Raw genomic sequence first — 17,080 nt, forward strand, 5'->3', positions numbered from 1 at the left:
CGGCGCGGCTCGCGGCGAGGATGGACGGCGGCGCTGCGGGTTCCGCGTCTCAAAATAGACGCGCTGAAGCCGCTGCGCTCTTTGCAAGAGCCACTTTCCTCCCGACGGCGACAACAAGACCCGAACGGCCTCGCGCATTCGCTTCGCGATGCAGTGTTTCCGGCCTGCGTGTTTGCTGTCGTACCGCGCTGGCGTTTGCGCAGACTGGTTTCCGTCCGCGTTCACACCGTGTCTCGCCTCATCGCGACGCATTGTTTTTGACAGATCGCGCTTCGCAGAAATGAGCGCAGCAGCGAAAAGCGTCGTCGGTTGTTCGCAACCGGCGAGCTTCGATTTGCCTGTTTCGCTCACACTTGATGGCAGTGTGAGCCGACTCGGGCTGGCGTGGAACTGACTTCCAAACGCCACCGCTTCTCGCCGGTAAGATTCTTTTTGACCAAAAATCCGTTACCGTCGGCGATCGACACGACCGAACGCGCCTGTGGGCTCCGTCCTTGCCGGTGATATCGCCGTGCGTGCAACTCGTTGCTCGATTTTCCGGGTGAGCAACCGGCCCTGGGCGCAAGTAAAATAACGGTTTATCGCTTGCACCGTTACAGTCTGATCAATCTCGGTCAAGGCTTGATCCTAAGTCTCGACGTTTTCAGGCTGCTCGCAAATTATATTCAGAATGAATGAGTTAGGCAAAACATCCCATAAACAGGTCGCAAGCGAGCAGGTGTCGATGATCGAAATCGACGAAACCGCCGCCGGACAGCGTATCGACAATTTTTTGCTGCGCGTCTGCAAGGGTGTGCCCAAAAGCCATATTTACCGGATTCTCCGTAGCGGCGAAGTGCGCGTGAACAAGGGCCGGATCGATGCGGCGTATCGGCTGGAACTGGGCGATCTGGTGCGCGTCCCGCCGATTCGCGTGGCGCAGCAGGACGAAGCGCCGGTTTCATCGAACGCACCCGCGGCAGAATTCCCGATTCTTTTCGAAGACGATCATCTGATCGTGATCGACAAGCCGTCGGGCGTCGCGGTGCACGGCGGCAGTGGCGTGGCGTTCGGCGTGATCGAACAATTGCGCAATGCGCGGCCGCAGGCGAAGTTTCTTGAGCTGGTGCATCGGCTGGATCGGGAGACGTCGGGCGTGCTGATGCTGGCCAAGAAGCGCGCGGCGCTCGTCAATCTGCATGAGCAGATTCGCGAGAATCGCATCGACAAGCGGTATTACGCGGTCGGGCACGGCGAGTGGGAGCCGGACTGGGGCCGTCGGCGCGTGGTGAAAGCGCCGCTTCATAAGTACGTCGCGGCGGATGGCGAGCGGCGCGTGAGCATCCAGGAAAATGGGCTGCCGTCACACACGGTCTTCAATCTGATCGAGCGATGGCAGGATTACGCGTGGGTCGAGGCGGAACTGAAGACCGGCCGCACGCATCAGATTCGCGTGCATCTGGCGAGCCTCGGCCTGCCGATTGCCGGTGACGCCAAGTACGGCGACTTCGCCTTAAACAAGGAATTGGCGCGTCCGAGTGCGAAACCGTCGCTGAAACGCATGTTTTTGCATGCGTATCGCCTGAAAATTACGCACCCGGCGACGGGCGAGACTTTGCAACTGGAAGCGCCGCTGCCTGCGGAATGCAAGCGCTTTATCGAACAACTCAAAAATATCGAGACACAATAAATGGCACGGCGGCAATTCGATCTGATCGTTTTCGACTGGGACGGCACGCTGATGGACTCGACCGCCCATATCGCGCGCAGCATTCAGGCGGCTTGCCGCGACCTCGGCCTCCCCATTCCCGCCGATGAATCCGCGAGCTTCGTGATCGGTCTCGGGCTGAAGGATGCGCTGCAAATCTGCGCACCGACGCTCGATCCGTCCGATTACCCGCGTCTGGCCGAGCGCTACCGCTTCCATTTCCTGACGATGGGGCAGAAGACCGAACTCTTCACCGGCGTGCGCGAACTGCTGCAGGAATTGCGCGATCAGGGCTATTTCCTCGCGGTCGCGACGGGCAAGAGCCGCGTCGGACTGAACCGCGCGCTGGACGAAGTGCGGCTCACGAGCGCCTTCGACGGCACGCGCTGCGCCGATGAAACCTTCTCGAAGCCGCATCCCGCCATGCTGCACGAACTCACGCGCGAACTCGGGCAGGATTTGGCGCGCACGGTGATGATCGGCGACACCACGCACGATTTGCAAATGGCGATCAACGCCGGCGTGGCGGGCATCGGCGTGGGTTACGGCGCGCATCCGGCGGATTCGCTGGTCGCGCTGGAGCCGAAGTTCTGCGCGGACAGCATCGCGTCGCTGGCGGGCTGGCTGCGGGAGCACGCATGACCGCCGTGCATGACGCCGTGCGAGTGTGTGCATCGGATGAACTGGTGGATGGCGGCGCGGGCGTGCGTCTCAACGCGAAAGACGCGAGCGGCGACGCCGTCGTCTTCTTTGTCCGATACGACGGCAAGCCATTCGGCTACCTCAACCGCTGCGCGCACGTGTCGATGGAACTCGACTGGAACGAGGGCCAGTTCTTCGAAAGCTCGGGCCTATACTTGATGTGCGCCACGCACGGCGCGATCTATGAACCCGACACGGGCAAATGCGTCGGCGGACCGTGCCGCGGCGCGCGGCTGCGGGCCGTGACCGTCGAGGAACGCGACACACCCGAAGGCCGCGGCGTCTTCTGGCTTCCGGACGACGCTTTGCGTCCCGCCTGATTTTTCCTTTCCACTATCTATATGTCCGACAATCTTCCGCCGCGCAATGACAACTGGGAGCGCGAGGCGCTCGAACGCATCGCGCTGGCCGCGATTCGCGAACAGCGCGCGGCACGGCGCTGGCGTATCTTCTTCCGTTTCGTGTTTCTCGGCGTGATCGCGGCGGTCGCGTTCGGCGTGTTCAATTTCACCGGCGATCGCGTGGCGAAGGCTGGCAAGCACACGGCGCTGGTCGATCTTCAGGGCGAAATCTCATCGAGTGGCGATGCGAGCGCCGACAATATCGACGGCGCGCTGCAAGCCGCGTTCGAAGACGACAACACGGCGGGCGTGATTCTGCGCATCAACAGTCCGGGCGGCAGTCCGGTGCAGGCGGGCATCATGTACGGCGAAATCCGTCGATTGCGTGCCAAATATCCGAAAACGCCGCTCTACGTCGTGGTCGATGATATGTGCGCATCGGGCGGTTATTACGTCGCGGCGGCGGCCGACAAGATTTACGTCGATAAAGCCAGCATCGTTGGTTCGATCGGCGTGTTGATGGATAGCTTCGGCTTCACCGGCCTGATGGACAAGCTCGGCGTGCAGCGCCGCATGCACATTTCCGGCGCGAACAAGGGCGCGTTCGATCCGTTTTCGCCCGAAACGCCGACAATGACCGCGCACGCGCAGGACATGCTCGATGAGATCCACACGCAATTTATCGATGCCGTGAAGCAAGGCCGTGGCGCGCGTCTGAAGGACGATCCGGATATGTTCACCGGCATGTTCTGGACGGGCGCGAAAAGCGTCGATCTCGGTCTCGCCGATGGCTTCGGCGACGCGAATTACGTCGCGCGCGAAGTCATCAAGCAGCCGGATATCGTCGATTACACGCAGAAGGAAAGCATCAGCGAGCGCGTGGTGAAACGCTTTGGCGCATCGATCGGCGATGCCGCCGTTCGTGCGCTGACGTTCGGCGGCAAGGTGCAGATGCGCTGAGGCTTACGCGCCGAGCAGCAGGAAAATCGCCGGACGCTTGTGCAGGTCCGGCGCGCTCGCCTTCTTCCAACTCGATGCCGTGCGCGTGATGATGGTTTCGCCCGGCAACGTCAAATCGACGGCAACACAGATCAAAGTGGACGGCGCGCAAGTGGCGATCAGCGTCTCCAGAATCGCCTTATTGCGATAGGGCGTTTCGATGAAAATTTGCGTCTGATTGGCTTTGCGCGACAGCACTTCCAACTCGCGCAGGCGCTTGCCGCGCTCGTTTGCATCGACGGGCAAATAACCGTTGAACGCGAAGGATTGGCCGTTCATTCCCGATGCCATCAGCGCAAGCAGAATCGAACTCGGTCCGACGAAGGGCACCACTTTCACGCCGCGATCGTGCGCGCGGCGGACCAGCAGCGCGCCCGGATCGGCGACGGCGGGGCAGCCGGCTTCCGACACGAGACCGGCGTCCGTGCCTTGCAGAATCGGCGCGAGCAAGTGGTCGATTTCAGCGGGCCGTGTGTTTACGTTCAATTCGCGCACTTCGATTTCCTGAATCGGCCGCGTCGTGCCGACTTTCTTCAGGAACGCGCGCGTCGTTTTCGCGTTTTCGCCGATGTAATAGCCGAGCGCGGCGGCCTGCGCGCGTACCGGTTCGGGTAGCACTTGCGTGAGCGCTTCTGCATCGCCATCGCCGAGTGTGTTTGGGATCAGATAGAGAGTGCCGCTCATGCTCGTGCTCCCAGAACGGAAAAGCCCGCCGCGCGCAGCATTTTCGTCAGCGCGATCAGCGGCAGGCCGATCAGCGCGGTCGGATCGTCGGATTCAATCGCGTCGAGCAGCGCGATGCCCAATCCCTCCGATTTCGCGCTTCCCGCGCAGTCGTAAGGCGTTTCGGCGCGCAAATACGCTTCGATTTCCGCGTCCGAAAGATCACGGAATCGCACGCGGGTGACGATATCGGCGGATTGCACGTCGCCGGTGCGCGTATCGAACAGGCAGAGCGCGCTGTGGAATTCGACATCGCGGCCGCGCATCGACTGCAATTGCGCGACGGCGTTTTCGTGCGTGCCGGGCTTGCCGATCTGCTGGCCATCAAACGTGGCAACCTGATCGGAACCGATGATGAGCGCATCGGCAAACCGCTCGGCCGCCGCGCGCGCCTTGGCGATCGACAGGCGCAGCGCAGTCTGCTCGGGCGTTTCGCCGGATAACGGCGTCTCATCGATATCGGGCGACGCAACCTCGAACGGCACGCGCAGGCGCTCGAGCAACTTGCGGCGGTAACGGGAACTGGACGCCAGAACCAGGCGCATCGGCGTGTTTGAAGCCTCGGACATAAACGAAATTCGCGTAAATTGATGAAAATTCAGCGTCGCGGGGAGGGTGATCCGCGCACACTTTAAGTATTTGACTCGAAAGAATAAAGCCGATATGATTTTGGGCTTTTCATCGGTTTGATCTTATTGCACATAAGGTGCATATAAGAAACCAGCCGACGATTCCGGTGCAGGAATGCAGCACGTTTTTCCGCACGGTGCAAATTCGGGCAAGCCACGCCTGCCTCCCGCGCGCCGTCGGTGCATACTGAATGCTCACCGGAAGCAGAACACAACGCACGGCCCATGCAGGAGCGCACATGACTCAGAATCCTGGCAAACCTGCGAGCCCCGCCGACCCGCGCGCGCTCGATCTCTACGATTTCGCCACCAGCGGCCGGCAGGCAGCAGGCGCGCTGCGTGTCTCGCAGATGCCGCGCATGTTAGCCGAAGTCCCGGCCGATGCGCCAGACCGCGATACCGTGTTCACCTGGCAGGGTGAAGGTTCGACCCAGCCGGAATTGCAGGACGACGGCACGGAAGCGCCGCAGCCCTATCTGCGTCTCGCGGTGCACGGCTCGGTGTATCTCTTGTGCCAGCGTTGCCTGACGCCGTATTCGCAGCATGTCGATGTTGACGCGACCTATCGGATCGTGGCGACGGAGGAAGAGGCGGACGAATTTCCGCTCGACGACGATGAAGTCGATGTGATCGTGGGCTCGCGCCAGTTCGATCTCGTCGACTTGATCGAAGAGGAGCTGTTGTTGTCCTTGCCGCTCGTGCCGAAGCACAACGTCTGTCCCGAAGTGCACGAAAGCCTGCTCGCGGGCAGTGACGACGAGGCGGACGAAGGCGGCGCGCAGGACGAGGCCGAAAAGCCGAATCCATTTGCCGTTCTCGGAAAGCTGAAGTCGGGCGGACCGGACGACAAGAAGCACTGAAACAGATTTGCAGTAGCAAGAAAACGAAAGCGCGATCAGCACTCGACCAACCCGACGGCGTTGAGCCAAGGGCTGTCGGCGGATCGAGCTGTGTTAGAATTCGCAAAATTTTTCTGGAGTAATCATGGCAGTTCAGCAAAACAAGAAGTCGCCGTCGAAGCGCGGCATGCACCGTTCCCACGACTTCCTGACGGGCGCTCCGCTGGCCGTCGAGCCGAGCACGGGCGAAGTGCATCTGCGTCACCACGTGAGCCCGAACGGCTACTATCGTGGCAAGAAAGTCGTCAAGACGAAGAACGACTAAGCGTCTAACGCTTGGGCTGTATGCGCGTCACCGCTTCGCGGTCGTGCGCGCACGGCAAGCTTTTGACACTTTCCCGGTGCGACAAGAAGGCGGCATTTCACTGCCGCTTTTTTGTGCCTGAAAATCGTCGCTTTCCATGACCGTAAAGATAACCATTGACTGCATGGGAGGCGACCACGGGCCGGCCGTGACCGTTCCTGCCGCCGTCAATTTCGTGCGCTCGCATGCCGACGCGCACCTGATGCTCGTGGGCATCGAACAGGCCATTCGCGCGCAGCTCAAAAAGTGCAAGGCACAGGACGAGCCGCGTCTGACCGTGGTGCCCGCCACCGAGGTCGTCGCAATGGACGACCCGGTCGAAGTCGCGCTGCGCAAGAAGAAAGATTCGTCGATGCGCGTCGCACTCAATCTCGTCAAAGAGGGCGAGGCGCAGACCTGCATTTCCGCCGGCAATACCGGCGCGCTCATGGCCGTTTCGCGCTATGTGCTGAAGACGCTCGCGGGTATCGAACGCCCGGCGATCGCGTTCGCCATGCCCAGCCAGAAAGGCTATACCACCGTGCTCGATCTCGGCGCCAATGTCGATTGCGAGCCGGAGCACCTTTTGCAGTTCGCCGAAATGGGCCACGCGCTCGTCTCCGCGATCGAAGGGCGCGAGCGGCCGACCATCGGCTTGCTCAATATCGGCGAAGAAGTCATCAAGGGCAACGAAACGATCAAGCGCGCAGGCGAGTTGCTGCGCGCGAGCACGCTCAACTTCTACGGCAACGTGGAAGGCAACGACATCTATAAAGGCACGACAGATGTGGTCGTGTGCGATGGTTTCGTCGGCAATGTGGCGCTCAAGACTTCCGAGGGTTTGGCGAAAATGCTCGCCGATATCATCAAGGAAGAGTTCAGCCGCTCGTTTGCTTCGAAGCTGATGGCGCTCGTCGCCATGCCCGTGCTCAAACGTTTCAAGAAGCGTGTCGATCCCGCGCAATATAACGGCGCGGCCTTGCTCGGCCTACGTGGACTGGTCATCAAAAGTCACGGCTCGGCGGAAGCCTTCGGGTTTGAGTGGGCTATCAAACGCGGGTATGATGCCGTCAAAAATGGCGTGCTCGAACGCCTGGTGCGCGCGATGAACGAGAACGCGCCCGCCGTGCGTGACGCCGTTCCCGACGCGTCTATTAGTGACAGCGCCCCGTCGGCAGAGCAGCCCAACACGCAGCAGGCAATTCAATCGAACCCGCCGTCGGGCGAGTCCGGACCTGCGCTACACTCGAAGGCATAATGGCTCAAACCAACCTATACGCTCGCGTGCTCGGCACCGGCAGCTATCTGCCATCCGAGCGCATCACGAATCAGGCATTGGCGGATCGTCTCGCGCAGCAAGGCGTCGAGACGAGCGATGAGTGGATCGTCGCACGCACCGGCATTCATGCACGCCACTTCGCCGCGCCCGATCAAACCACCAGTGATTTGTCGCTGATCGCATCGCGGAAAGCGATCGAGGCGGCGGGTATCGACGCGCAGGAAATCGATCTGATCATCGTGGCGACCTCCACACCGGACTTCGTGTTTCCGAGCACGGCGTGTCTGCTTCAGAACAAGCTCGGCATCAAGAACAATGGCGCGGCATTCGATGTGCAGGCCGTGTGTTCCGGTTTCGCGTATGCGGTCGCCACGGCGGATGCCCTGATTCGCAGCGGCATGAATCGCACGGCGCTGGTGGTCGGCGCGGAGACGTTCTCGCGCATTCTCGACTTCAAGGATCGCACCACCTGCGTGCTGTTCGGCGACGGCGCGGGCGCGGTCGTGTTGCAGGCATCGGATGAACCGGGCGTGCTCGCGAGCGCGTTGCATGCGGATGGCAGCTATTCGAACATTCTCTGCACGCCGGGCAACGTGAACGGCGGCGTGATTTCGGGCAGCGCGTTCCTGCATATGGATGGTCAGGCCGTGTTCAAGCTCGCGGTCAACGTGCTCGAAAAGGTCGCGATCGAAGCGCTCGAAAAGGCGAAGCTCACGCCGCAGGACATCGACTGGCTGATTCCGCATCAGGCCAATATCCGCATCATGCAGAGCACGGCGCGCAAGCTCGGCTTGCCGATGGAGCGCATGGTCGTGACGGTCGGTGAGCACGGCAATACGTCGGCGGCATCGATTCCGCTCGCGCTGGACGTCGCGGTGCGTGACGGCCGTATCAAGCGTGGCCAGAACATTCTGATCGAAGGCGTTGGCGGCGGCTTCACGTGGGGCGCGTCGGTCATTCGCGTCTGATCCCCTCGATCATTCCTCCATTCATTCGTAACTGATCCCCTTCATCGACGACCCCGCGCGCTGGCTTTGAATCGAGCGCGCGGTCCGTGAAGACATCGCGGATCATTCCAATTCAACGAGGACGATATGAAATTTGCGTTCGTTTTTCCGGGCCAGGGCTCGCAATCGATCGGCATGCTGAACGCTTTCGCCGATCACGCCGTCGTGCGTGAAACCGTGCAACAAGCGTCGGATGCGCTCGGTCAGGATCTCGGCAAGCTGATCGCCGAAGGTCCGGCCGAAGAACTGAAGCTGACCACAAACACGCAGCCGGTCATGCTGACCGCGGCCTACGCGATCTACCGCGTGTGGGAAGCGGAAGTCGGCGTGAAGCCGGCAATCGTCGCGGGCCACAGTTTGGGCGAATACACGGCGCTGGTCGCCGCGGGCGCACTCAATTTCGCCGATGCCGTGCCGCTCGTGCGCTTCCGCGCGCAAGCCATGCAGAGCGCGGTGCCGGTGGGCGAAGGCGGCATGGCCGCTATCCTCGGCCTCGACGATGACACCGTGCGCGCGGTCTGCGCCGAAGCATCGTCGGCGGGCGTCGTGGAAGCGGTGAACTTCAACGCGCCCGCGCAAGTGGTGATCGCCGGGTCGAAGGCTGCCGTCGAAAAGGCATGCGAAGTGGCGAAGGCGAAGGGCGCGAAGCGCGCGCTGCCGCTGCCCGTTTCCGCGCCTTTCCATTCCTCACTGCTCAAGCCCGCATCGGATCAACTGCGCGAGTATCTCGCCGGTGTCGAAATCAAGGCACCGCAGATTCCGCTGATCAATAACATCGATGTCGCCGTGGTCAACGATCCCGCTGCGATCAAGGACGCGCTCGTGCGCCAGGCCGCCGGTCCGGTGCGCTGGGTCGAGTGCGTGCAGGCAATGGCGAAGGACGGCGTGACGCATATCGTCGAATGTGGTCCGGGCAAGGTGCTCGCGGGTCTGACGAAGCGTATCGACGGCAATCTGGTTGGTGCTTCGATCTTCGATCCGGCATCGCTTGAGGAAACGCGCAAACTGATCGCAGGCTGAGGAAGAACGACATGAATCTGGATAAGCAAGTAGCCATCGTGACGGGCGCGTCGCGCGGTATCGGACGGGCGATTGCGCTGGAATTGGCGAAGCAGGGCGCGACGGTGATCGGCACGGCGACCAGCGAAAGCGGCGCGGCAGCCATCACCGAAGCGTTCGAGCAAGCGGGCGTGAAGGGACGCGGCGCGGTGCTGAACGTCAACGACGCAGCCGCCGCCGATGCATTCATCGACTCGACGGTCAAGGAATTCGGCGGGCTGAACGTGCTCGTGAACAACGCGGGCATCACCAAGGATCAGCTCGCGATGCGCATGAAGGACGACGAGTTCGACGCTGTGATCGACACGAACCTGCGCGCGGTATTCCGTTTGTCGCGCGCCGTGCTGCGTCCGATGATGAAGGCGCGCGGTGGGCGCATCATCAATATCACGTCGGTGGTGGGAAGCTCGGGCAATCCGGGGCAGGCGAATTACGCGGCGGCGAAGGCCGGCGTGGCGGGCATGACGCGCGCGTTGGCGCGGGAAATCGGCAGCCGTGGCATCACGGTCAACTGCATCGCGCCGGGTTTTATCGACACGGATATGACCAAAGTTTTGCCGGAAGAACAGCGCACCGCGCTCACCGCGTCTATCCCACTTGGCCGACTGGGCGCGCCGGAAGATATCGCGCATGCTGTGGCTTTCCTGGCTTCGCCGTTCGCCGGTTACATCACCGGAACGACGCTGCATGTGAACGGCGGCATGTACATGTAAGGTGTAATAGGCATTTCGCTGATTTTCGCTTAATATCCGCGCCGGGACGGGCGCGCAAAATGCTCTGAACGCACGATGCGCACCGACCCACGCGCGGCAGAATAAGAAACATTGCTGCGCCGTTGCGAACGCTTGATGAAGCGCAGCGGACGGCGGAGCATGGAACTGACGCGCCGTATTTTGCGGGTCCAAACCTGATAAAATGCGCGCACTCGTATTTTTGAACTTTTTTCCCCTCGGAGGGCTGCATGGACAACATCGAACAGCGCGTGAAGAAGATCGTCGCCGAACAACTGGGCGTGGCGGAAGCCGAAATCAAGAACGAAGCATCGTTCGTGAACGATCTGGGCGCTGACTCGCTCGATACCGTCGAACTCGTGATGGCACTGGAAGACGAATTCGGCATGGAAATTCCCGATGAAGAGGCCGAAAAGATCACCACGGTTCAGCAAGCGATCGACTACGCTCGCGCCAACGTCAAGGCCTAAGGCCGGACGCGTACGCGACTCATCGCTCAACACGTTTGATGCGTCGTCGCGGCGAACTACCGTATGAATAGCCACAGGGCACACAGGGCGGTTTCCTGTGGCCGCTGTGGCTTTTGTTTTTCGTCATTCTATGGATAAGGGGTTACCGTGAGCCGTCGTCGAGTTGTTGTTACAGGCCTTGGGCTCGTTTCGCCTGTCGGCAATACCGTTGCCGACGGCTGGGCCAATCTGGTCGCGGGCAAGTCGGGCATCGCTAATATCACCAAGTTCGATGCCACGAACTTTTCCACGCGTTTCGCGGGCGAAGTGAAGGGCTTCAATATCGAAGACTACATGCCCGCAAAAGAAGCGCGCCATATGGATACCTTCATCCATTACGGCTTCGCGGCGGGCGTGCAGGCCATGCAGGATTCCGGCCTCGAAATCACCGATGAAAACTCGGAGCGCGTGGGCGTGGTGGTCGGCTCGGGCATCGGCGGTTTGCCGATGATCGAAGTCACGCAGACCGAGCTGCTCAATCGCGGTCCGCGTCGTATTTCGCCGTTCTTCGTGCCGGCGTCGATCATCAACATGATCTCCGGGCATCTGTCGATCCGCTTCGGCCTCAAAGGTCCGAATCTGTCGATGGTGACGGCGTGTACCACGGGTCTGCACTGCATCGGCGAAGCATCGCGTCTGATCGAATATGGCGATGCGGACGTGATGATCGCCGGTGGCGCGGAAGCGACGGTGTCGCCGCTGGGTATCGGCGGATTTGCGGCGGCGCGCGCGCTGTCGCAGCGCAATGATGATCCCTCGACGGCCAGCCGTCCGTGGGACACGGATCGCGACGGTTTCGTGCTCGGCGAAGGCGCAGGCGTGATGGTGCTCGAAGAGTACGAGCATGCGAAAGCACGCGGCGCGAAGATCTACGCCGAAGTGCTCGGCTACGGCATGAGCGGCGACGCGTATCACATGACCGCGCCGCCCGAAGATGGCGACGGCGGCCGCCGTGCCATGGTCAACGCGCTGAAGAACGCGCGCGTCAACGCGGATCAGGTGAACTACGTCAACGCGCACGGCACATCGACGCCGCTCGGCGATATCGCGGAAACCATTGGCATCAAGCGCGCATTGGGCGATGCCGCCAAGAACGCCGTCGTGAACTCCACGAAGTCGATGACCGGGCACTTGCTCGGCGGCGCGGGCGGGCTGGAATCCGTGTTCACGGTGCTGGCCATCCACAACCAGATTTCGCCGCCGACCATCAATATCTTCAATCAGGATCCGCAGTGCGACCTGGACTACTGCGCGAACACCGCGCGGGAAATGAAGATCGATGTCGCGGTGAAGAACTCGTTCGGCTTTGGCGGCACGAACGGTTCGCTGGTCTTCAAGCGTCACTAAGCGCGTCGCGCTCGTCGGAAAGGAAGTCGAAGATGACGGGCGCACGCGTTGAACGGCCGCATCGTGATTCACGGATCGCGATGCGGCCGTCGCGTTTTCTGCTCGCCGCAATGGCGGTTTTTATCGCGATGGCGGGAGCAGCGGTTTTTAGTTGCGTGCTCGGGCATTTCGGCTTGTTCCACGCGGTGGTCGTATCGTCCACAAGCATCGCCGCACTGACTCTCGCGGCGCGCCGCTGGTGGCACGCGCAGCCGGTTGCAATCGAATCGCACGCGGACAGTCTTACGACGTGGGATCGATCCGGCGAGGCGCATCACTGGCAAATGGTCGGCTGCGCGCAATTGGGCGGGCGTTTTCTTGCGCTGACGCTTGCGTCGAATAAGAAACGCACGCTGCTGATCGCCGCCGATTCCATCGACCCGGACACATTCCGCCAACTCGCCGTCCACGCCCGCCGCGCCGCACAAGCCTACCTGTAAAGACTGTAACCGGGCATGAGCATCCGGGAGAACCCCGGTGCGGTGACGTTACAATAGCCGTCCGCGCAACAGACCAAGCCAAACGGAATCCACTAGGTGAGTGAAAAAGAAATCGACCAGGTGCTGGTCGAACGCGTGCAAAAAGGCGACAAAGCTGCGTTCGAACTCTTGGTTGCCAAATACCACCGCAAGATCATTCGACTGATCTCGCGCCTCGTGCGCGACCCCGCCGAGGTCGAGGACGTCGCCCAGGACGCCTTTATCAAGGCCTACCGCGCGCTGCCGCAGTTTCGCGGCGAATCGGCGTTTTACACCTGGCTTTATCGGATCGCTGTCAATACGGCGAAGAACTATCTTGCAACTCAGGGCCGTCGCGCTCCCACTTCTACCGAAGCAGATGCGGAAGAAGCGGAAACTTTCTCCGACGCCGACCAACTAAGGGATATCAACACGCCCGAATCGATGTTGATGAGCAAGCAGATCGCCGAGACGGTGAATGCTGCGATGGCGTTGCTGCCTGAGGAATTGCGCACCGCCATCACGCTCCGGGAAATCGAAGGACTGAGTTACGAGGAAATCGCCGAGATGATGGATTGCCCCATTGGGACCGTCAGATCCAGAATTTTTCGTGCTCGCGAGGCCATTGCGGCAAAATTGCGTCCATTGTTGGACACTCCCGAAGGCAAACGCTGGTAGGCGGCGGAATCCACGGGACAGGGACGCGATATCTGAGTCAGGTAGTGTCACTACGGGGTAGTGTCTGAGATGGGGAGCATCATGGGGTCGGTTTCGACGCAAAAACAGGTTTCGGCGCAGACATTGCCGCGCGAGCGCGTGTCGGCATTCGTGGATGGCGAATCGCTCGGTGAATTGGGCGATCTCGGCCAGTTCATCGCCGGAATGAGCAATCCCGAGCGCGCGGCGTGGTCGGATTACCATCTGATCGGCGACGCGCTGCGTTCCGACGAACTCGCGGAAAGCCCGGCGCGCAGCAGCGCGTTCATGGCATCGTTCTCCGCACGGTTCGAGGCAGAGGCGCATGTGCTGGCGCCGGCGGCATCGGTGCAGAAGGCGCGTGGCGGCTTGCTGCGTCGCCGGATGGTGCCGGCGTTCGCGGTCGCCGCCGCTGCGGCCACGCTGACGTGGATCGTCGTGCCGCAGTTGCAGGGCGTCGATAGCCGTCAGGGTGCGCAGGTCGCGAGCGTCAGTTCGGGCGATGGCGTGCAGCACGTGGCGATGGCGACGGTTCCGGCAGCGCCGCGTGCGCCGGTGACTGAGGCCAACATCATCCGTGATGCGGACCTCGATCAATACCTCGAAGCGCATCAGCAATTCTCGCAGCAGGCCGCCATGCCGGCGGCCATGCCGCTGATCCGCGCGGCGGCTGTCACGCAAGGCAATTAATTTGATGCAGAGTGTGCGGTTGAATAAAACAAAATATTGGGGGCGGCTGCCGGCGTTAATGCTTTGTGCAGCCGCGATGTTGGCAACGGCTCACGCCGCATTCGCTCAAGGCGACGACCCCGCTGCCCAACGCAAGTCCGCCGCCGCTCTGCTCAACCGCATCCACGATGCGGCGCAACAGCAGAATTACGAGGGCACGTTCGTCTATCAGCGTGGCGCGACGGTTCAGTCGTCGCGGATCACGCACGTCGCCACGCGTGGCGATGGCGAGTACGAATCGCTCGAAAGTCTGGATGGCGCGCCGCGTCGCATGCTGCGCCACGACGACGATATGTACACGTTCGTGCCCGAGCGTCATTTGCTCGTGGTGGAACATCGGCAGAGCAAGGATTCGTTTCCGGCGCTTCTATCGACCAGCGGCGATCAGGTGCTCAGCAACTACGAGCCAAAGATGCTCGGCACGGATCGCGTAGCCGGTCTGGAAAGCCAGGTGCTGGAACTCGATCCCAAAGACGCCTATCGGTTCGCCTACAAGCTGTGGGCAGACGCCAAGACCGGCTTGCTGCTCCGCGCACAAACGCTCGATACCGATGGTCAGGTGCTCGAACAGTTGTCGTTCTCGCAGGTGCGTATCGGCGGAGCGATCGACAAGGCTGCGATTGCCAACGGCATGCGCAGCACTACGGGCTGGACCGTCGTGAAGCCGCCGGTGCAACCGGTCGATATGCAAGCGCAAGGCTGGAAGATCGCGCCGACTATTCCCGGCTTCCGATTGATCCGCGAACTGCGTCGCCCGATGGCGTCGAGTCAGCAAGGCCAGCCACCGATTCCGGTCGATCAAGCCGTCTACTCCGACGGGCTCGCCGCGATCTCGATTTTCGTCGAACCGGTCGAGAAGAGTACGCGCAAGGAAGGTGCGGGCAACAGCGGCGCGACGCACGTACTCGTGAAGCGGCGCGGAGATTTCTGGATCACCTTGTTGGGTGAAGTGCCGCAAGCTACGTTGCAGCAATTTGCTTCTACCATAGAATACAAGCCTTCCAAGTAAATCTCGGCCTCCAAGATATGAGCAACTCTTCGCTGCGCAAGTTGATCGCGGCCGCGGCGCTCGCCGTGTGCCTGCCGTTTTTTTCGCATACGGCGAATGCGGCAGCGACGGTGCCCACGGTGACCTTGCCCGACTTTACGACGCTCGTCGATCGAGTCGGGCCGTCCGTGGTGAATATCCGCACGACTTCGCGCGTGGGTTCGGGCAGCGATTTGCGTGGCCTGCCGCCTGGCTTGGATGAAGGCGACATGTCCGAGTTCTTCCGCCGCTTCTTTGGCATTCCGATGCCGGGCCAGCCGCCGCGCGGCGGTGGCGGTGGCGGCGGCAAGGGCGATGGCAACAAAGGCGACGGCAGCGGCGATCAGGGCAAGGGCGGCAGCCGTACGCCGGACGACAGCCAGGACAACTCGGAACAAAGCAGCGGCGTCGGCTCGGGATTCATTCTTTCGACTGACGGTTACGTGATGACCAACGCGCACGTCGTGGACGACGCGGACACCATCTACGTCACGCTCACCGACAAGCGCGAATTCAAGGCGCGTCTGGTTGGCGTGGACGAGCGCACAGACGTCGCCGTGGTCAAGATCAGCGCGTCGAACTTGCCTGCTATCACCATCGGCGATTCGAACAAGGTGAAGGTCGGCGAATGGGTGTTGGCGATCGGTTCGCCTTTCGGACTCGATAACACCGTGACCGCGGGCATCGTCAGCGCGAAGGGACGCGATACGGGCGATTACCTGCCGTTCATCCAGACCGATGTGGCCGTGAATCCGGGCAACTCGGGTGGTCCGCTTATCAATATGGCGGGCGAGGTTATCGGTATCAACTCGCAGATTTACAGCCGGACCGGCGGCTTCATGGGCATTTCGTTCGCCATTCCGATCGATGAAGCCATGCGCGTCGCCGATCAGCTCAAGACGTCGGGCAAGGTCGTGCGTGGTCGTATCGCGGTGGCGATTGGCGAAGTGACGAAGGATGTCGCGGATTCGCTCGGTTTGCCGAAGGCGCAGGGCGCGCTGGTATCGAGCGTCGAAGCGGGCGGTCCGGCCGACAAGGCGGGCATCCAGCCGGGCGACATCATCACCAAGTTCAATGGCGTGAATGTCGATACCGCGACGGACCTGCCGCGCATGGTCGGCGATACCAAGCCGGGCACGAAGACGAACATCACCGTGTGGCGCAAGGGCCAGTCGCGCGATCTGCCTATTACGATTGCCGAAATGCAGCCGGACAAGGTCGCGAAGGCCGATCAGCAGAAGAAGACGCCGCAGCCGAAGGAACGCGCGAGCAATTCGCTCGGTCTCGCCGTCAGCGATATCCCCGCCGATCAGAAGAAGGCGCTCAAGTTAACTTCGGGCGTGCAAGTCGATGCCGTCGAAGGCCCCGCGCAGCGCGCAGGCTTCCAAAAAGGCGACATCATCATGCGTATCGGCGATACGGATATCACCAGCGCCAAGCAATTCGAAGCCGTCGCGCAAAATCTCGACGCCAGCAAAATGGTCGCGATTCTCGTGCGCCGTGGCGACAACACGCAGTTCGTGCCGCTGCGTCCGCGCGTGCCTTCGGGCAAATAAGTGTCGTTCGTCCTGTACGGCCGCGCGTGGTGTCACTTATGCGACGACATGCGCGCCGAACTTGAGCCGATCGCGCAACGGTTCGGCGTGGCAATCGAGTGGATCGATATCGACGAAGATCCGGCGCTCGAAGCGCGTTACAACGAACTCGTGCCGGTACTGACGCTGGACGGCGTCGAACTGTGTCACTACAAGCTCGACACCGCAGCCGTCCACGCAACACTACTGCAAACGCGTGGCCTGTAAATCAGCCAAACGCCGAAAAGCGCCGTCGATACCCCTTTTCGGCTAAAATGCAGAAGTTTTCCCCCAAATTTCGAGGCGTGCTCCGCGTGTGTGAGGGCGCGCCTTTTTCGCTTTTTCTGCATCATCTGCACCGA

At 61.4% G+C, this 17,080-nt stretch carries 20 protein-coding genes; 18 read left to right on the plus strand and 2 right to left on the minus strand.

All coding sequences use genetic code 11. The features are described from left to right. The first annotated feature begins 670 nt into the window (after positions 1-670). From rluC to P7F28_RS08705, 4 genes are read left to right on the plus strand one after another with little or no spacing between them, the layout of a single operon-like run. Positions 671-1,669, plus strand: coding sequence for a 23S rRNA pseudouridine(955/2504/2580) synthase RluC (gene rluC, locus P7F28_RS08690; protein WP_277184102.1), 999 nt, complete (start codon positions 671-673; stop codon positions 1,667-1,669). Further along, a complete protein-coding gene (locus P7F28_RS08695; RefSeq protein ID WP_277184103.1) occupies positions 1,670-2,329 on the plus strand; it encodes an HAD-IA family hydrolase in 660 nt (219 codons plus the stop codon). It begins immediately after the preceding gene. After that, positions 2,326-2,709 carry a Rieske 2Fe-2S domain-containing protein gene (locus P7F28_RS08700; RefSeq protein WP_277184104.1) on the plus strand — a complete coding sequence of 128 codons (384 nt, stop codon included), beginning with the start codon at positions 2,326-2,328 and terminating at the stop codon, positions 2,707-2,709. The genes P7F28_RS08695 and P7F28_RS08700 overlap by 4 nt, the downstream gene beginning before the upstream one ends. 21 nt (positions 2,710-2,730) lie before the next feature. Continuing rightward, a complete protein-coding gene (locus P7F28_RS08705) occupies positions 2,731-3,690 on the plus strand; it encodes a S49 family peptidase (protein WP_277184105.1) in 960 nt (319 codons plus the stop codon). Between the two features lie 3 nt (positions 3,691-3,693). Here P7F28_RS08705 and P7F28_RS08710 read toward each other — a convergent pair whose 3' ends face one another. Next, positions 3,694-4,413 (minus strand): SAM-dependent methyltransferase, encoded by a 720-nt coding sequence (locus P7F28_RS08710; RefSeq protein ID WP_277184106.1) that lies wholly within the window; start codon positions 4,411-4,413, stop codon positions 3,694-3,696. Next, positions 4,410-5,021, minus strand: a complete 612-nt coding sequence (locus P7F28_RS08715) for a Maf-like protein (RefSeq protein ID WP_277184107.1) — start codon at positions 5,019-5,021, stop codon at positions 4,410-4,412. The genes P7F28_RS08710 and P7F28_RS08715 overlap by 4 nt, the downstream gene beginning before the upstream one ends. 299 nt (positions 5,022-5,320) lie before the next feature. Between P7F28_RS08715 and P7F28_RS08720 the strand changes: the two genes are divergently transcribed. From P7F28_RS08720 to P7F28_RS08785, 14 genes are all read left to right on the plus strand, one after another. Next, positions 5,321-5,941: a YceD family protein gene (locus P7F28_RS08720; RefSeq protein ID WP_277184108.1), complete on the plus strand. Its 621-nt coding sequence runs from the start codon at positions 5,321-5,323 to the stop codon at positions 5,939-5,941. A gap of 124 nt (positions 5,942-6,065) precedes the next feature. After that, on the plus strand, positions 6,066-6,245 hold the full coding sequence (gene rpmF / locus P7F28_RS08725) for a 50S ribosomal protein L32 (RefSeq protein ID WP_014191965.1): 180 nt from the start codon (positions 6,066-6,068) through the stop codon (positions 6,243-6,245). 136 nt (positions 6,246-6,381) lie between these two features. Beyond that, positions 6,382-7,521 carry a phosphate acyltransferase PlsX gene (plsX, locus tag P7F28_RS08730; protein ID WP_277184109.1) on the plus strand — a complete coding sequence of 380 codons (1,140 nt, stop codon included), beginning with the start codon at positions 6,382-6,384 and terminating at the stop codon, positions 7,519-7,521. Further along, positions 7,521-8,510 (plus strand): beta-ketoacyl-ACP synthase III, encoded by a 990-nt coding sequence (locus tag P7F28_RS08735; RefSeq protein ID WP_277184110.1) that lies wholly within the window; start codon positions 7,521-7,523, stop codon positions 8,508-8,510. Before plsX ends, P7F28_RS08735 begins: the two co-directional genes overlap by 1 nt. A 126-nt stretch (positions 8,511-8,636) precedes the next feature. After that, positions 8,637-9,569: an ACP S-malonyltransferase gene (gene fabD / locus P7F28_RS08740; RefSeq protein WP_277184111.1), complete on the plus strand. Its 933-nt coding sequence runs from the start codon at positions 8,637-8,639 to the stop codon at positions 9,567-9,569. Between the two features lie 11 nt (positions 9,570-9,580). Then, complete coding sequence (fabG, locus tag P7F28_RS08745; protein WP_277184112.1) at positions 9,581-10,321, plus strand: 3-oxoacyl-ACP reductase FabG; 741 nt, start codon at positions 9,581-9,583, stop codon at positions 10,319-10,321. 248 nt (positions 10,322-10,569) lie between these two features. Continuing rightward, a complete protein-coding gene (gene acpP, locus P7F28_RS08750) occupies positions 10,570-10,809 on the plus strand; it encodes an acyl carrier protein (RefSeq protein ID WP_004197638.1) in 240 nt (79 codons plus the stop codon). Between the two features lie 147 nt (positions 10,810-10,956). Beyond that, entirely contained in the window at positions 10,957-12,195 is a 1,239-nt protein-coding gene (gene fabF / locus P7F28_RS08755; protein ID WP_277184113.1) for a beta-ketoacyl-ACP synthase II, read from the plus strand. Positions 12,196-12,227: 32 nt separating this feature from the next. Beyond that, positions 12,228-12,674, plus strand: a complete 447-nt coding sequence (locus P7F28_RS08760) for a protein YgfX (RefSeq protein WP_277184114.1) — start codon at positions 12,228-12,230, stop codon at positions 12,672-12,674. Positions 12,675-12,770: 96 nt separating this feature from the next. After that, complete coding sequence (gene rpoE, locus P7F28_RS08765) at positions 12,771-13,370, plus strand: RNA polymerase sigma factor RpoE (RefSeq protein ID WP_277184115.1); 600 nt, start codon at positions 12,771-12,773, stop codon at positions 13,368-13,370. Positions 13,371-13,451: 81 nt separating this feature from the next. Beyond that, complete coding sequence (locus tag P7F28_RS08770) at positions 13,452-14,078, plus strand: sigma-E factor negative regulatory protein (RefSeq protein ID WP_277184116.1); 627 nt, start codon at positions 13,452-13,454, stop codon at positions 14,076-14,078. Between the two features lie 4 nt (positions 14,079-14,082). Beyond that, positions 14,083-15,126, plus strand: coding sequence for a MucB/RseB C-terminal domain-containing protein (locus tag P7F28_RS08775; protein WP_277184117.1), 1,044 nt, complete (start codon positions 14,083-14,085; stop codon positions 15,124-15,126). A 17-nt stretch (positions 15,127-15,143) separates the two neighbouring features. Further along, entirely contained in the window at positions 15,144-16,700 is a 1,557-nt protein-coding gene (locus P7F28_RS08780; RefSeq protein WP_277184118.1) for a DegQ family serine endoprotease, read from the plus strand. Then, positions 16,701-16,946 (plus strand): glutaredoxin family protein, encoded by a 246-nt coding sequence (locus P7F28_RS08785; protein WP_277184119.1) that lies wholly within the window; start codon positions 16,701-16,703, stop codon positions 16,944-16,946. Positions 16,947-17,080 lie beyond the last annotated feature (134 nt).

The sequence above is a fragment of the Caballeronia sp. BR00000012568055 genome (genome assembly GCF_029439455.1).
Classification (GTDB): Bacteria; Pseudomonadota; Gammaproteobacteria; order Burkholderiales; family Burkholderiaceae; genus Caballeronia.

What these genes read in the sequence shown, in the direction of transcription:
- P7F28_RS08715 (WP_277184107.1), bottom strand. Translation starts at nt 5,021, where the DNA reads ATGTCCGAGGCTTCAAACACGCCGATGCGCCTGGTTCTGGCGTCCAGT.
- P7F28_RS08775 (WP_277184117.1), top strand. Translation starts at nt 14,083, where the DNA reads ATGCAGAGTGTGCGGTTGAATAAAACAAAATATTGGGGGCGGCTGCCG.
- P7F28_RS08735 (WP_277184110.1), top strand. Translation starts at nt 7,521, where the DNA reads ATGGCTCAAACCAACCTATACGCTCGCGTGCTCGGCACCGGCAGCTAT.
- fabG (WP_277184112.1), top strand. Translation starts at nt 9,581, where the DNA reads ATGAATCTGGATAAGCAAGTAGCCATCGTGACGGGCGCGTCGCGCGGT.
- P7F28_RS08770 (WP_277184116.1), top strand. Translation starts at nt 13,452, where the DNA reads ATGGGGTCGGTTTCGACGCAAAAACAGGTTTCGGCGCAGACATTGCCG.
- P7F28_RS08705 (WP_277184105.1), top strand. Translation starts at nt 2,731, where the DNA reads ATGTCCGACAATCTTCCGCCGCGCAATGACAACTGGGAGCGCGAGGCG.
- P7F28_RS08710 (WP_277184106.1), bottom strand. Translation starts at nt 4,413, where the DNA reads ATGAGCGGCACTCTCTATCTGATCCCAAACACACTCGGCGATGGCGAT.
- P7F28_RS08695 (WP_277184103.1), top strand. Translation starts at nt 1,670, where the DNA reads ATGGCACGGCGGCAATTCGATCTGATCGTTTTCGACTGGGACGGCACG.
- P7F28_RS08720 (WP_277184108.1), top strand. Translation starts at nt 5,321, where the DNA reads ATGACTCAGAATCCTGGCAAACCTGCGAGCCCCGCCGACCCGCGCGCG.
- rluC (WP_277184102.1), top strand. Translation starts at nt 671, where the DNA reads ATGAATGAGTTAGGCAAAACATCCCATAAACAGGTCGCAAGCGAGCAG.
- acpP (WP_004197638.1), top strand. Translation starts at nt 10,570, where the DNA reads ATGGACAACATCGAACAGCGCGTGAAGAAGATCGTCGCCGAACAACTG.
- P7F28_RS08700 (WP_277184104.1), top strand. Translation starts at nt 2,326, where the DNA reads ATGACCGCCGTGCATGACGCCGTGCGAGTGTGTGCATCGGATGAACTG.
- fabD (WP_277184111.1), top strand. Translation starts at nt 8,637, where the DNA reads ATGAAATTTGCGTTCGTTTTTCCGGGCCAGGGCTCGCAATCGATCGGC.
- P7F28_RS08780 (WP_277184118.1), top strand. Translation starts at nt 15,144, where the DNA reads ATGAGCAACTCTTCGCTGCGCAAGTTGATCGCGGCCGCGGCGCTCGCC.
- rpmF (WP_014191965.1), top strand. Translation starts at nt 6,066, where the DNA reads ATGGCAGTTCAGCAAAACAAGAAGTCGCCGTCGAAGCGCGGCATGCAC.
- plsX (WP_277184109.1), top strand. Translation starts at nt 6,382, where the DNA reads ATGACCGTAAAGATAACCATTGACTGCATGGGAGGCGACCACGGGCCG.
- P7F28_RS08760 (WP_277184114.1), top strand. Translation starts at nt 12,228, where the DNA reads ATGACGGGCGCACGCGTTGAACGGCCGCATCGTGATTCACGGATCGCG.